This window comes from Streptomyces sudanensis (assembly GCF_023614315.1).
In the GTDB taxonomy this organism is placed as follows: domain Bacteria; phylum Actinomycetota; class Actinomycetes; order Streptomycetales; family Streptomycetaceae; genus Streptomyces; species Streptomyces sudanensis.
The window spans coordinates 1,683,026-1,696,978 of record NZ_CP095474.1 but is presented as its reverse complement, the minus strand read 5'-3'; the positions used below and the strand labels follow the sequence as shown (position 1 = coordinate 1,696,978).

At 74.7% G+C, this 13,953-nt stretch carries 11 protein-coding genes; 6 read left to right on the top strand and 5 right to left on the bottom strand.

Annotation, left to right across the window (positions count from 1 at the left end):
- Nucleotides 1-204: 204 nt before the first annotated feature.
- Both MW084_RS07835 and MW084_RS07830 read left to right on the top strand, forming a co-directional pair.
- A complete protein-coding gene (locus tag MW084_RS07835; protein WP_010469185.1) occupies nt 205-930 on the top strand; it encodes a DUF998 domain-containing protein in 726 nt (241 codons plus the stop codon).
- Complete coding sequence (locus MW084_RS07830; protein WP_010469187.1) at nt 927-1,781, top strand: alpha/beta fold hydrolase; 855 nt, start codon at nt 927-929, stop codon at nt 1,779-1,781. The genes MW084_RS07835 and MW084_RS07830 overlap by 4 nt, the downstream gene beginning before the upstream one ends.
- Nucleotides 1,782-1,808: 27 nt before the next feature.
- On the opposite strand, the gene MW084_RS07825 is transcribed toward MW084_RS07830, so the two are convergent.
- Both MW084_RS07825 and MW084_RS07820 read right to left on the bottom strand, forming a co-directional pair.
- Nucleotides 1,809-2,228: a CBS domain-containing protein gene (locus tag MW084_RS07825; RefSeq protein WP_010469189.1), complete on the bottom strand. Its 420-nt coding sequence runs from the start codon at nt 2,226-2,228 to the stop codon at nt 1,809-1,811.
- Nucleotides 2,229-2,372: 144 nt separating this feature from the next.
- Nucleotides 2,373-3,461, bottom strand: coding sequence for a PP2C family protein-serine/threonine phosphatase (locus tag MW084_RS07820; RefSeq protein WP_010469191.1), 1,089 nt, complete (start codon nt 3,459-3,461; stop codon nt 2,373-2,375).
- A 148-nt stretch (nt 3,462-3,609) separates the two neighbouring features.
- On the opposite strand from MW084_RS07820, the gene MW084_RS07815 reads away from it, so the two are divergent.
- On the top strand, nt 3,610-4,971 hold the full coding sequence (locus tag MW084_RS07815; RefSeq protein ID WP_010469193.1) for a glutamine synthetase family protein: 1,362 nt from the start codon (nt 3,610-3,612) through the stop codon (nt 4,969-4,971).
- 284 nt (nt 4,972-5,255) lie between these two features.
- Here the strand turns inward: MW084_RS07815 and MW084_RS07810 are convergent, their stop codons facing one another.
- On the bottom strand, nt 5,256-5,720 hold the full coding sequence (locus tag MW084_RS07810; RefSeq protein ID WP_158684303.1) for a type II toxin-antitoxin system HicB family antitoxin: 465 nt from the start codon (nt 5,718-5,720) through the stop codon (nt 5,256-5,258).
- Nucleotides 5,721-6,414: 694 nt separating this feature from the next.
- Here MW084_RS07810 and MW084_RS07805 point away from each other — a divergent pair.
- Together MW084_RS07805 and MW084_RS07800 are read left to right on the top strand one after the other, a co-directional pair.
- Nucleotides 6,415-6,960 (top strand): dihydrofolate reductase family protein, encoded by a 546-nt coding sequence (locus tag MW084_RS07805; RefSeq protein WP_010469197.1) that lies wholly within the window; start codon nt 6,415-6,417, stop codon nt 6,958-6,960.
- 86 nt (nt 6,961-7,046) lie between these two features.
- Nucleotides 7,047-10,034, top strand: a complete 2,988-nt coding sequence (locus MW084_RS07800; protein WP_010469199.1) for a bifunctional [glutamine synthetase] adenylyltransferase/[glutamine synthetase]-adenylyl-L-tyrosine phosphorylase — start codon at nt 7,047-7,049, stop codon at nt 10,032-10,034.
- Nucleotides 10,035-10,096: 62 nt separating this feature from the next.
- Here the strand turns inward: MW084_RS07800 and MW084_RS07795 are convergent, their stop codons facing one another.
- Together MW084_RS07795 and MW084_RS07790 are read right to left on the bottom strand one after the other, a co-directional pair.
- Nucleotides 10,097-11,005, bottom strand: a complete 909-nt coding sequence (locus MW084_RS07795; RefSeq protein ID WP_039828874.1) for a phosphatase PAP2 family protein — start codon at nt 11,003-11,005, stop codon at nt 10,097-10,099.
- Between the two features lie 36 nt (nt 11,006-11,041).
- Complete coding sequence (locus tag MW084_RS07790) at nt 11,042-12,112, bottom strand: LacI family DNA-binding transcriptional regulator (protein ID WP_255115497.1); 1,071 nt, start codon at nt 12,110-12,112, stop codon at nt 11,042-11,044.
- Nucleotides 12,113-12,619: 507 nt separating this feature from the next.
- On the opposite strand from MW084_RS07790, the gene MW084_RS07785 reads away from it, so the two are divergent.
- Complete coding sequence (locus tag MW084_RS07785) at nt 12,620-13,894, top strand: extracellular solute-binding protein (RefSeq protein WP_010469205.1); 1,275 nt, start codon at nt 12,620-12,622, stop codon at nt 13,892-13,894.
- Nucleotides 13,895-13,953: the final 59 nt, after the last annotated feature.

Below are 13,953 nucleotides of genomic sequence, written 5' to 3'. Positions count from 1 at the left end.
GCCATCCNCCCCCGGCCGCCCGGCCCGCACGGTGCCGCCGGGGCGGATGCGGCGCGGACGCATCCGAACCGGCCGGCGGCGCGTCCTGAAGGGTGTCAGGCGCCGGCGCACCGCCCGCGGCCGGGCGCCCGGGGCCCTTCCGGACGCCGGGGCGGGGCGGCCCCGCCGCGCACGCCCCCGCACGCCCCGAAGGACGGCCCCCACGTGCGCACTGTCACCACGCCGAGCGGCAGGGAGGCGGACGGCCCCGGCCGCCCCGGCGCACCGGGCGGGCCCACCGCCGTCCTCCTCGCCTCGGGCGCCCTCCTCTACAGCGTCTGGCTCCTGGAACTGCCCCTCGCCGCCGGTCTGGACCCCGTCCGGTCGTACGTCAGCGAACTGGCCGCCGCCGACCGGCCGCTGGGCGTCCTGTTCCGCACCACCGACCTCCTCGCCGGCGTCCTGCTGCTGGCCGCGGCGCTGCCCGGGCTGCTCGCGGCCCGGCGCCGGTTCTGGGCGGCGGCCGGGTGGGCGGCGCTCGCCGTGTTCGGCGCGGCCACCGCCGTCGACTCCCGGCTGCCGCTGAGCTGCGCGCCCACCGCCGACGCGGCCTGCGCCGCCCGTGAGGACGCCGGCCTGGTCCCCGCCTCGCACGCCGCGCACGCCGTGAGCTCCGGCCTGGCGATGGCCGGGGCCGTCACGGTGGTCGTCGCCCTCACCGTCGCCGCCCGCCGCTACGGCTGGTGGCCGCCCCTGGCCCGTACCGGACCGGCCCTGGTCGCGCTGCTGCTGGCCGCGACGGCCTGGACGCTCGCCTCGGTCGCCGCGTTCGAGGCGGGGCGCGGCCACTGGGCGCTGGGCGCCGGGCAGCGCGCGCAACTGCTGCTGGTGGCCCTCTGGCTGCTCCTGCTGGCCCGGTCGCTGCCGCACCGCGCGGGACGGCGGCGGTGAGCCGCTTCGTCCGCGTCGGGGGCGTGCCCCACCACGTGGTCGTCGAGGGCTCGGGACCGGTGTGCGTACTGAGCGCCGGGCTGGCGCTGTGCTGGTTCGACTGGGACCCGGTGGTGCCGCTGCTGGCGCCGCACCGCACGGTCGTCCGCTTCGACCGGCCCGGCCACGGGCTGAGCGGCCCGGCCCGGGCGGCGCCCACCGCGCGCGGCGAGGCGCACCGGATCGCGGCCCTGCTGGACGCGCTGGGCATGGGCGGCGAACGGGTGACCGTGGTCGGGCACTCCGTCGCCGGCCTCCACGCGGAGGCGTTCGCCCGGCTGTACCCGGCGCGGACGGCGGCGCTGGTCCTGGCCGACGCGTCCGCGGAGGAGGAGGCACGCGCGCCGGCCCCGGGCGCCACCGCGCTCTACACCGCCCTGGCCCGCGGCACGGGCACCCTGCTCGCCGCCGCGGGCGTGCCCGCCGCGCTCGGCCCGTGCGCCCGCCGCGCGCTGGTCCGGCTCTCCCGCGCGGGGCGCGCGCCCGACCCGGCCGCCCGCGAGCGGGTACGGCGCTGCTACCGCACCCGCCGCGTCCTGGACGGCGCCCTGCTGGAGAACGCGCACTACCGGGCCGTCGCCGCCGACCTCCTCGCCCTGCGCGCCCGCCGGCCGCTGCCCGGGGACCTGCCCGTCACGGTGCTGGCCGCACCGGACTCCCCGGACGGCACCGACCGCTGGACGGCCCGCCAGCGGGCCCTCGCCGCCGCGCTGGGCGCCCGTCTCGCCCTCGTCCGGGGATCGGGGCACCTGATCATGCTGGACCGCCCCGGCGCGGTCGCCGGGGCGGTCCTCGGCCCGCCCGGCCGGTGAGTCCGGGCGGGGCGCGCCGTGTCCGGGTCAGGCCCGCGCGTAGACGCCCTGGGCGAACTCGGCGACCTGGTCGTCGGGCAGGTGCCGGGCGAGGTCGGCCTCGCTGATGATGCCGACCAGGCGCTTGTTGTCGATGACCGGCAGGCGCTTGATCCGGTGGCTCCGCATCTCGCGCAGCACCTCGCTCACGTCCGCGCCCGCGTCGATCCAGCGGGGGGTGCCCTCCGCCACGTCGCCGCACGTCACGCGGGACGGGTCCTGGCCCGCGGCCACGCACTTCACGACGATGTCGCGGTCCGTGACGATGCCGCAGAGCCGCTCGTCGCCGTCGGCGATGGGCAGGGCGCCCACGTTGTGCTCGCGCATCAGCCGCGCGGCGGCGTCCAGGGTCTCGTGGGCGGGGATCCAGTGGGCCCCCGTGTGCATGATGTCTCGGGCGGTGGTCATGGGGTGCGTTCCTCCGAAGGGCGTGCGTCGTCTCCCCGAGCCCCTTCATTCTGGACGCGCGCCTCCGGCCCCGCGACCGCTGCCGCCGCCGGACGGCGGTACCGGCGCCCGGCGGTTCCCCCGCCCCGCGGGTACCGGGCGCGCTCAGCCGCCGGGGGCCACCCGCAGCGCCAGCAGCGCCACGTCGTCGTCGATCTCGCCGGTGTACGCCGACACGTCCCGCCACACCGACCGCACCAGCCCCACGGGGTCGTCCTGCGGCCGGACCCGTTCCGGCAGCGGGTAGAACTCCCCGGCCGCGTCGCGCGCCTCCGACACCCCGTCGGTGTAGGCCAGCAGCACGCACGACGGCTCCAGCGGCACGGTCGCCGGCGGCGGGGCCGCGAACTCCGCCACCCCGAGCCCGAGCGGCGGCCCCGGTTCCACCGCGACCTCCCGCACCCCGCCGGGCGCCACCAGCAGCGGCGGGGGGTGGCCGCAGCTCAGCACCCGCGCCTCGGCCCGCCGGTCCGGTCCGCCGCCCGCCCCGCCCGGGGGGAACTCCACCAGCACGGCCGTCGCGAACAGCTCCGCCTCCCCCTCCCGCGAGGAGTCCACCACCAGCCGCCGGTCCAGCCGCGCGGCCACTCCCGTCAGCTCGGGCTCGTCCAGCACCGCCTCCCGGAACGCGCCGAGCAGCGCCGACACCGTCGACACCGCCGACAGTCCGTGCCCCTTCACGTCCGCCACGACCGCCCGCACCCCGTACGGGCCCGGCTGCACGTCGTACAGGTCCCCGCCGACCAGCGCCGCCCGTCCCGCCGCCCGGTACAGCCCCCCGCACCGCACCGGCCCCACCCGCGGCGGCAGCGGCGGCAGCACCGCGTACTGGGCGGCCTCCGCGACCGTGTGCACCCGCACCAACTGGGCCTCGCGCCGGACCCGCGCCCATGCGAGCAGTACGCTCACCACTCCGATCAGCCCGAACGCCGGCAGGTCGCCGGGGTGGACGTGCAGCCCCCACAGGTGGTGCGTGGACAGCACCAGCATCAGCACGACCGTTATCAGTGCCGTGCCGAGCGCCCCGTACGCCAGCGACGCCAGCGGCGCGAACACCGCGAACACGAAACCCATCTGGACCGTCTCGGGCGTCAGGGCCTGCGCCGCCAGCATGCCCGCCAGCAGCCCCCAGGGCAGCAGGCGCAACCACAGCGGGGGGCGGACTGCGGGCAGTTCCCCTCGGACACGGTCCATGGCCCCAGTCTGCGAAAATCCCGCACCGCCCGCCCCCCGTGGCACCCGGTCTCCCGGGCACCCGGCAGGACCGGGCACCATGGGTCCGCGACGCGCGCGGAACCGTGCGGTGGCATGCTGGGCCCGATCGGCGAGGATGGGTGTGGAAATGGACAAGCAGCAGGAATTCGTGCTCCGGACCCTGGAGGAGCGCGACATCCGCTTCGTGCGCCTGTGGTTCACCGACGTGCTCGGCTTCCTCAAGTCGGTCGCCGTCGCCCCCGCCGAGCTTGAGCAGGCGTTCGACGAGGGCATCGGCTTCGACGGCTCCGCCATCGAGGGCTTCGCGCGCGTCTACGAGTCCGACATGATCGCCAAGCCGGACCCGGCGACCTTCCAGATCCTCCCGTGGCGCGCCGAGGCCCCCGGCACGGCCCGGATGTTCTGCGACATCCTCATGCCCGACGGCTCCCCGTCCTTCGCCGACCCCCGCTACGTCCTCAGGCGCATCCTCGCGAAGACCTCCGACCTCGGCTTCACCTTCTACACCCACCCCGAGATCGAGTTCTTCCTGCTCAAGGACAAGCCCGCCGACGGCTCGCGCCCCACTCCCGCCGACAGCTCCGGCTACTTCGACCACACCCCGCAGAACGTCGGCATGGACTTCCGCCGCCAGGCCATCACGATGCTGGAGTCCATGGGCATCTCCGTGGAGTTCTCCCACCACGAGGGCGGCCCCGGCCAGCAGGAGATCGACCTGCGCTACGCCGACGCCCTGTCGACCGCCGACAACATCATGACGTTCCGCCTGGTCATGAAGCAGGTCGCGCTGGAGCAGGGCGTGCAGGCCACCTTCATGCCGAAGCCGTTCTCGGAGTACCCCGGCTCCGGCATGCACACCCACCTCTCCCTCTTCGAGGGCGACCGCAACGCGTTCTACGAGTCCGGCGCCGAGTACCAGCTCTCCAGGGTCGGCCGCTCCTTCATCGCGGGCCTCCTGCGCCACGCCGCGGAGATCTCCGCCGTCACCAACCAGTGGGTCAACTCCTACAAGCGCATCTGGGGCGGCTCCAGCCGCACCGCCGGCTCGGGCGGCGAGGCCCCCTCGTACATCTGCTGGGGCCACAACAACCGCTCCGCGCTGATCCGCGTCCCCATGTACAAGCCCGGCAAGACCGGCTCGGCCCGCATCGAGGTCCGCTCCCTCGACTCCGGCTGCAACCCGTACCTGGCGTACGCCGTCCTCCTCGCGGCGGGCCTGCGCGGCATCGAGGGGAACTACGAGCTCGGCCCCGGCGCCGACGACGACGTGTGGGCCCTCTCCGACGGCGAGCGCCGCGCGATGGGCATCGAACCCCTCCCGCAGAACCTCGGCGAGGCCATCTCCCTGATGGAGCGCAGCGAACTGGTCGCGGAGACCCTCGGCGAGCACGTCTTCGACTTTTTCCTCCGCAACAAGAAGCAGGAGTGGGAGGAGTACCGCTCCGAGGTCACCGCCTTCGAACTCCGCAAGAACCTCCCGGTGCTGTAGGCGCGGGCCGGCGCGGGTGTCTCGGCCGAGACGACCGCGTGGGGCCGACGGTCGTGGAGCGTCGGCCCCACGGTGTCCTACGGGCTCCGAGCCGGCAGGGGCGACACACTCGTCGAAGTCCGTCGGATCAAGCTCCGTCTTCCTGGCAGATGATCCGCCCCTTGAGCGGTGCCGTGATTCGCCGGTCGGCGCGCCTTGCCCCGGTCCGCCACCGCAGAAGCCGCGCTGACGCGGCGACGCCCCCGCCTGGGTACCTCCGGGCAGGGGCCGCGTGGCGCTTCGGGTTACGCAGCCGGCTTCGTTCGGCTTGCCGAGGTGGCTCCATTCCAGGCTGTGGTGGCTCGTTGGGCAGCCCTGGCGCGGTCTGTGGGGTTGGAGGACTTCAGAAGCTGGTGGACGCGCTGAAACGAAACTCCCAGGAACCGTCCTGCGTCCCGCTGGCTCAGTTGCTCGGTGAGAGCGGCCGCGGCGCGCTGCATGGCCTCCCGTTCCCGCTCGACCGCCTTCCGCGCCTCTTCCTGGGCCTGACGCGCAGCTGTCAAAGCGTCCTGCATGTCCGGGGGGAGCACGGGCTCGATTTCGACCGCGATCTCCTCGGGCTCCACGTCGAGCATGACCGCGATCGCCTCACGGGCGGCCTCTTCGGCTTGATCCAAACGCTTGGCCTGGCTGAAGACACCTGGAAGGTCCGGCACCTCAAGAGCCCACCATTCGCCGACGCGCCGCGCGGTAACGCGGTAGGTGCTCACCGCCACCACCCCTTTCCGAACTCTTCTTCCAGCCGCTTGCAGATCGCTTCCGCCGTGATCTCGTTGACCTCGCTGTGGCGGGGGATGACCACAGGGGTGGAGCCGCAGGTCCAGTACTCGTGGCTCCCCTTCTGGCGCTGCTTCTCGAAGAGGAGCCCTTCCCCCTGGCCGCTTCTCTGATTTTCCTGATCAGGTCCCTGCGCTTCACGACTATAAGTCTAGTGTCGCTAGAATAGTCAAGTCAAGCGGAGCTAGACGGAACGCACCCCCAGATGCGCTGGGGTGGGGCCTTCCCCGACAAGCCTGCGGTTCCGCCCTCCGGACCGGTGCCGGCGGTTCCGTCGGCCTGACGGCAACCGCCTTCCGTCCGTCGTCCCGTGTCGGCGCCCGGGCTGCTCCCGAAGACGGCGACCGGAGAGCGTCCACGGGTCCCCGACCACGGCGTTGCATGCGGACCGGGGGTCCTTCCGGCGTCGTGTACCGGCGACGGTGCGGACGTCGGGCGTCGGCGGTCGGCCACGTCGGCACGCGCACCGGATCGAGCGGGGAACGACGGCGACCACGGGAAGCGAGGGAGCCGACGGGGAAGCCGCTCGACCGTCCGCGGAGGCCGCCCGCCCGTCCCGGGCCGCCGGCGGGCCGTCCGGTGCCGTCCCGCGGTGCGGCGGCGGGCCCGGCGGGCCAGCATGGAGGGATGAACAAGGTCTACGCGAGCCTCGGCCTGTCCCTGGACGGCTTCCTCGCCGGGCCGCGCGCCGGCCCCGACAACCCCTTCGGGGACGGCGGGGCGCGCCTGCGCGAGTGGCTGGTCACCCCCGAGGACCCCGCCCGCGCCGGGGCGTACGTCATGGGGCGCCGCACCTTCGACGAGGGTGAGCGGATCTGGTCCGACCCGCCGCCCTTCGGGGCGCCCGTGTTCGTCCTCACGACCACCGCCCGCGACGCGCAGGTCCGCGAGGGCACCGTCTTCACGTACGTCACGGACGGCGTCCACGCCGCCCTCGACCGGGCCCGCGCCGTGGCCGGCAGCAGGGACGTGCGGATCTCCGGCGGCGCGCACACCGTGCGCCAGTACCTGAACGAGGGGCTCGTCGACGAGCTGGTGCTGCACCTCGTCCCGGTGCTGGTGGGCTCCGGCGTCCGCCTCTTCGACGGCGTCGACCCCGCGCTGCGCCTGGCGAAGGCCCCGGCCGTCGACGTCGCCGAGCTCACGCACCTGCGGTACCGGATCGTCCACTGACCGTCGCGCGGCCGGCCGCCGGACGCGCCGCCGCGGCCCGGGCGGCTAGGCTCGGGCCGAGCGGACGCGTGGAGGGAGTGGCCGGGATGACGACGGCGCCGGGGCGTAGGAGCAGCACCTTCACACGGCTGCTGCGGCACGGCTTCACCGACGCCTCCGCCGCCGAACGGCTGCTCGACGGCCCCGCGCTGGCCCCGGTCGGCGCCGACCCGGTCCTCCTCGACGCCCTCGGCGCGACCGCCGACCCGGACCTCGCCCTGCGCGGCCTGGCGCGGCTCGCCGAGGCGCAGCCCGACGGGCCCGCGGAACTGCTGTCCGCGCTGGTCTCCGCGAAGCCGCTGCGCGACCGGCTGCTCGGCGTGCTCGGCGCGTCCGAGGCGCTCGGCGACCACTTGGCGCGCCACCCGCTGGACTGGCGGACCCTCGCCGCCCGCGAGGCGGCCGACCCGCACCCCGGGGTCGCCGGCTTCGAACGGGACCTCGCCGCCGCCACCGACCCGGTGTCCCTGCGCGTCGCCTACCGCCGCAGCCTCCTCGCCATAGCCGCCCGCGACGTGTGCGGCGCGGCCGACGTCCCCCGGACCGCCGCCCAGCTGGCCGACCTCGCCACGGCGACGCTCCGCGCGGCGCTCGCCCTCGCGGAGGCCGCCGCCCCCGACGACGCCGCCCGGTGCCGGCTCGCGGTCGTCGCGATGGGCAAGTGCGGCGGCCGCGAACTCAACTACGTCTCCGACGTGGACGTGATCTTCGTCGGGGAGGCCGCCGACGGCACCGACGAGGGGGAGGCGATCCGGGCCGCCACCCGCCTCGCCTCCCACCTGATGCGGATCTGCTCGGAGACCACCGTCGAGGGCGTGATCTGGCCCGTCGACGCCAACCTCCGCCCCGAGGGCCGCAACGGCCCCCTGGTGCGCACCCTCTCCAGCCACGTCGCCTACTACCAGCGCTGGGCGAAGACCTGGGAGTTCCAGGCGCTGCTCAAGGCCCGCCCGGTCGCCGGCGACGCCGAGCTGGGCGCCGCGTACGTCGGGGCGCTGTCCCCGATGGTGTGGCAGGCCGCCGAACGGGAGAACTTCGTCACCGACGTGCAGCGGATGCGCCGCCGCGTCGTCGACAACATCCCGCCCGCCCACCTGGAGCGGGAGCTGAAGCTGGGCCCGGGCGGCCTGCGCGACGTGGAGTTCGCCGTCCAGCTCCTCCAGCTCGTCCACGGCCGCAGCGACCCGGCGCTGCGCAGCGGCACCACCCTCGACGCGCTCGCCGCCCTCGCCGCCGGCGGCTACGTGGGCCGGGCCGACGCCGCGCAGCTCGACGAGGCGTACCGGTTCCTGCGCGCCATGGAGCACCGCATCCAGCTGTACCGGCTGCGCCGCACCCATCTGGTGCCGGAGTCCGAGGAGGACCTGCGCCGCCTGGGCCGCTCGCTCGGGATGCGCGCCGACCCGGTCGCGGAGCTGAACCGGGCGTGGAAGCGGCACGCCTCCACCGTGCGGCGCCTCCACGAGAAGCTGTTCTACCGCCCGCTGCTCGACGCCGTCGCCCAGCTCGCCCCCGGCGAGATCCGGCTCAGCCCCGCGGCGGCCGGGCAGCGGCTGGAGGCCCTCGGGTACGCGGACCCGGCGGCGGCGCTGCGCCACCTGGAGGCGCTGTCGTCGGGGGTGAGCCGCAAGGCCGCCATCCAGCGCACCCTCCTGCCGGTGCTGCTGGGCTGGTTCGCCGACTCGGCCGACCCCGACGCCGGCCTCCTCGGCTTCCGCAAGGTGTCGGACGCGCTCGGCGCCACCCCCTGGTACCTGCGGCTGCTGCGCGACGAGGGCGCCGCCGCCGAGAACCTGGCGCGCGTCCTGTCCGCCGGGCGCCTCGCCCCCGACCTGCTGCTGCGCGCACCCGAGGCGGTGGCGATCCTGGGCGACCCGGAGGGGCTGGAGCCGCGCGGCCGCGACCACCTGGAACCGGAGGTCCTCGCGGCGGTCGGCCGCGCCGACACCCCCGAGCAGGCGGTGGCCGCGGCCCGCGGGGTCCGCCGCCGGGAGCTGTTCCGCACCGCCGCCGCCGACATCATCGCCTCGTACGGCACCGAGGAGGTGCCCGCCCACGCGGACGCGGGCGCGCTGGTGGACCGGGTGGGGCGGGCCGTCACGGACCTCAACGCGGCCACCGTCGCCGGCGCCCTGCGCGCCGCCGTGCGCGCCGGGTGGGGCGACACCCTCCCCGTCCGCTTCGCGGTCGTCGGCATGGGCCGCTTCGGCGGGAACGAACTGGGCTACGGGTCCGACGCCGACGTGCTGTTCGTCCACGAACCGCGCGACGGCGTCGACGAGCAGGAGGCGGCCCGCGCCGCGAACAAGGTCGTCACCGAGATGCGCCGCCTGCTGCAACTGCCGACCACCGACCCGCCCCTGCTGATCGACGCCGACCTGCGCCCCGAGGGCCGCAGCGGCCCCCTGGTGCGCACCCTGAAGTCGTATGAGGCGTACTACCGGCGCTGGTCGCGGGTGTGGGAGAGCCAGGCCCTGCTGCGGGCCCAGCCGATGGCGGGCGACCCCGACCTGGGCCGCCGGTTCGTCGAGATGATCGACCCGCTCCGGTACCCGGCGAAGGGCCTCGACGAGACGGCCGTGCGCGAGATCCGCCGGCTGAAGGCCCGGATGGAGAACGAGCGGCTGCCGCGCGGCGCGGACCCCACCCTGCACACGAAACTGGGCCGGGGCGGCCTGTCCGACGTGGAGTGGACGGTGCAGCTGATGCAGTTGCGGCACGGCCACGAGGTGCCCGGCCTGCGGACGACCGGGACGCGCGAGGCGCTCGCCGCGGCCCTCGACGCGGGGCTGATCGGCGAGGAGGAGGCGCGGACCCTCGACGAGGCGTGGGTGCTGGCCACCCGTGTCCGCAACGGCGTGATGCTGGTGCGGGGCCGCGCCGGGGACACCTTCCCGGCGGCCGCCCGGGAACTGGCCGCCGTGGGCCGCTACCTGGGGTACGGGCCCGGCCACGCCGGGGAGATGGTGGACGACTACCGGCGCACGACGCGCCGCGCCCGGGCCGTGGTGGACGAGCTGTTCTACGGCGCCTGAACCGCGCCCGCCCCGCGGCGCCTGAACCGCGCCCGCCCCGCGGCGCCCGAGCCGCGCCCGCCCTACGGGGCGTGGGCCGCGCCCACCGCGGGCGCCGCCGGCTCCACGGGGCCCTCCATACCGGGCGCGGGCACGACGACCGGTTCCGCCACGGGGGCGCCCTCCCGCGCGCCGCGCCCGCGCACGTACCGCGGCAGCCGGTGCGGCGGCATCCCGTACCAGGCGTACACCAGGCCGAGGCCGAAGCCGAGGCAGAGGACGCCGCCGACGGCGTCCAGCCAGAAGTGGTTGGCGGTCGCGACGATCACGACCAGGGTGAGCGTCGGGTACAGCAGTCCCAGGATCCGCGCCCACGGGGCCCTGGTGAGGGCGAATATCGCCAGCCCGCACCAGAGGGACCAGCCGATGTGCATCGACGGCATCGCGGCGTACTGGTTCGACATCTGCTTCAGGTCGCCCGAGGCCATCGAGCCCCACGTCTGGTGGACCAGCACCGTGTCGACGAAGTCCTCGCTCTCCATCAGCCGCGGGGGGGCGAGCGGGTACAGGTAGTAGCCGAGCAGGGCGACGGCGGTGGTGGAGAACAGGATCATGCGGATCGCCGCGTAGCGGCCCGGGTGCCAGCGGTAGAGCCACACCAGCACCCCGATGGTGACGAGGAAGTGCAGCGTCGCGTAGTAGTAGTTCATCGACACGACGAGCCAGTCCACCGAGTTCACCGCGTGGTTGACCGTCTTCTCGAAGGCCAGGCCCAGGCTGTGCTCGGCACGCCAGATCCAGTCGGCGTTGCGCAGCGCCTGCGCCTTCTGCTCGGGCACCGCGTTGCGGATGAGCGAGTACACGCCGTAACTGACCGCGATGAGCAGGATCTCGACCCAGATGCGCGGGTGGCGCGGGGAGCGCAGCCGGTGCCACGCGGCCGGGCGTCTCGCCGAACGGCCTGTCAACGTGGTCGAAGTCCTGTCATCCATGAGCGGAGAGTCTGCCAGAAAGGGCCTGCAGGTCGATCATCCTTCAAACGGATTTCCACCACCAGCGGTCCGTCCTCCGGAGGACCCCCGGCCCTGGGGCCCCGGCGCCGTCGAGCCGCGTACGACCAGTTCCGGCATGAAGACGAACTCGCCGTGCGGGGCGGGCGTTCCGCCGATCTCCTCCAGCAGCGCCCGCACCGCCGCCTGCCCCATGGCCTGCACCGGCTGCCGGATCGTGGTCAGGGGCGGATCGGTGAAGGCTATGAGGGGGGAGTCGTCGAAGCCGACCACCGACACGTCCCCGGGCACCCGCAGCCCCCGCTGCCGTGCGGCCCGGATCGCGCCGAGCGCCATCATGTCGCTGGCGCACACGATCGCCGAGCAGCCCCGTTCGAGGAGCGCGCCCGCCGCGGCCTGCCCGCCCTCGAGCGTGTACAGGGAGTGCCGGACCAGCTCCTCGGTCTCCTCCGGGGAGAGGCCGAGCCGTTCCCGCATCGCGGCGCGGAAGCCCTCGATCTTGCGCAGGACGGGCACGAACCGCTTCGGCCCGACCGCGAGCCCGATCCCGGTGTGGCCGAGGGAGGCGAGGTGGGTGACGGCGAGCCGCATCGCGGCCCGGTCGTCGGGCGAGACGAACGGCGCCCGGATGTGCGGCGAGAAGCCGTTGATCAGGACGAAGGGCACGCCCTGGCCGCGCAGCCGGTCGTACCGCCCGGTGTCGGCGGTCGTGTCGGCGTGCAGGCCGGAGACGAAGACGATCCCGGAGACGCCCCGCTCGACGAGCATCCCGGTCAACTCGTCCTCGGTGGACCCGCCCGGCGTCTGCGTGGCGAGGACCGGCGTGTACCCCTGGCGGGTGAGGGCCTGCCCGATGACCTGGGCCAGCGCCGGGAAGATCGGGTTGTCCAGCTCGGGCGTGATGAGCCCCACGAGCCCGGCGCTGCGCTGCTGCAGCCGCACCGGCCGCTCGTAGCCGAGCACGTCCAGCGCGGCCAGCACGGACTGGCGGGTGGCCGCGGCCACACCGGGCCTGCCGTTGAGCACGCGGCTGACTGTGGCTTCGCTGACCCCCGCCTGAGCTGCGATGTCGGCCAGCCGCGCGGTCACGTGGTGGGACTGTACCCGCCGCACGTCGGATTGCCCACCAGGGGCGGGGCGCGACGCCGCCGGCCCCGCCGCACGCGACCGCCCCCCGCCGGCGCGGGTCCTCGGCCCCGCCTCGTCCGGGCCGGCGAGGCCGGTCCGGGCGGCGGGAGCTTCCCCTGGAGGCTCCCGCCCGGAGCGCGGCGCCCCCGAGAGCAGCCTGAAAGATCTTGCATCGCTTTCAGGGGCTTCCGAACCGGGTGCCGGGCGCGCGGGGCCGCCGCCGGAACGCCCGGAGCCGCCGCGAAGCGCCTTTGACCCGGAGGGGCGGCCGGGGCGACAGTGACGGGAGGGGCGTGCGGGCGCGACGGCCTCCCCGTCTTGCAGAAATCTTCCGCAAGGCCTTTCGGCCGGTTTTCATCCCTGTTACCTTCCTGGCAGCCCGGCGCCGCGAAGGAGCGGTCGGCAGGCGGCAGGCCGTCACGGGACCCTCCGCCTCGGTCTTCCCCGGGATCAGTCGAAGGAGTTCACATGCGGCGTGGCATAGCGGCCACCGCGCTGGTCGCGGGAGTGGCCCTGGTGGCGACGGCCTGCGGCGGCGGGGACACGGCGAAGACCGGCGGCCCGGTCACCATCACCTGGTGGGACACCTCGGACGCCACGAACGAGGCCCCGACCTACCGGAAGCTGATCGAGAGGTTCGAGGCCGCCCACAAGGACGTCAAGGTCACGTACCAGAACGTCCCGTTCGCCGAGGCGGAGCAGAAGTACAAGACCGCAGCCCAGGCCGGCAACGCCCCCGACGTGCTGCGCGCCGACGTCGGCTGGACCGCCGGCCTCGCCGAGAACCGGTACCTCGCCCCGCTCGACGGCACCCCCGCCGTCAAGGAGATCGGCTCCTTCAACAAGAACCTGGTCGAGGGCGCCAGGGTCGACGGGAAGCTGTACGGCGTCCCGCAGGTCACCGACGCCCTCGCGCTCCTCTACAACAAGGACGTCCTCGCGAAGGCCGGCGTCCAGCCGCCGAAGACCTGGGCCGAGCTGTCCACCGCCGCCAAGACCATCAAGCGGAAGACCGGCGTCGACGGCATCTACCTCAACCCCGACAGCTACTTCGCCCTGCCGTTCCTCTACGGCGAGGGCGGCGCCATGCTCGACACCGGCGCCAAGAAGATCACCGTCGACGACGCGGCCGGGCAGAAGGCCGTCCGGACCGCCGTCGACCTGATCAGGAGCGGCGCCGCCGTCAAGCCGGACTTCACCGACGGCTACAGCAACATGCAGGCCGCCTTCAAGGACGGCAGGGTCGCCATGGTCGTCAACGGCCCGTGGTCCACCGCCGACGACCTCACCGGCAAGGCGTTCAGGAACAAGGACAACCTCGGCGTCGCCCCGGTCCCGGCGGGCTCCGCCGGCAAGGCCGGCACCCCCACCGGCGGCCACAACCTGGTCGTCTACAACGGCTCCGACGCCCCCCGCAAGGAGGCCGCCCAGAAGTTCGTGGCGTTCATGACCTCCGCCGCGTCGCAGGAGTTCGCCGCCACCGAGACCGGCGTCCTGCCGACGCGCGACGACGCCTACACCGCCGAGGTCGTCGCCGACCCGATCCGCGCCGCCTTCAAGGAGGTCCTGGCCGACTCCACCGCGCGCCCCGCGGTCTCCGGCGTGAGCGACATGTTCACCGAGTGGACCAAGCAGTACGTCGAGACCCTCAAGGGCGCCACCACCGTCGAGAAGGGACTCGACACCACCGCCGAGAAGTGGAAGACCAACATCGGCTCCCTCAAGGAGTACTCGGTCGACTGACCCCCGGCCCGGGCCGGCCGCCGCGGGGACGCGGCCGCCGGCCCGGGCCCGACCCGTAC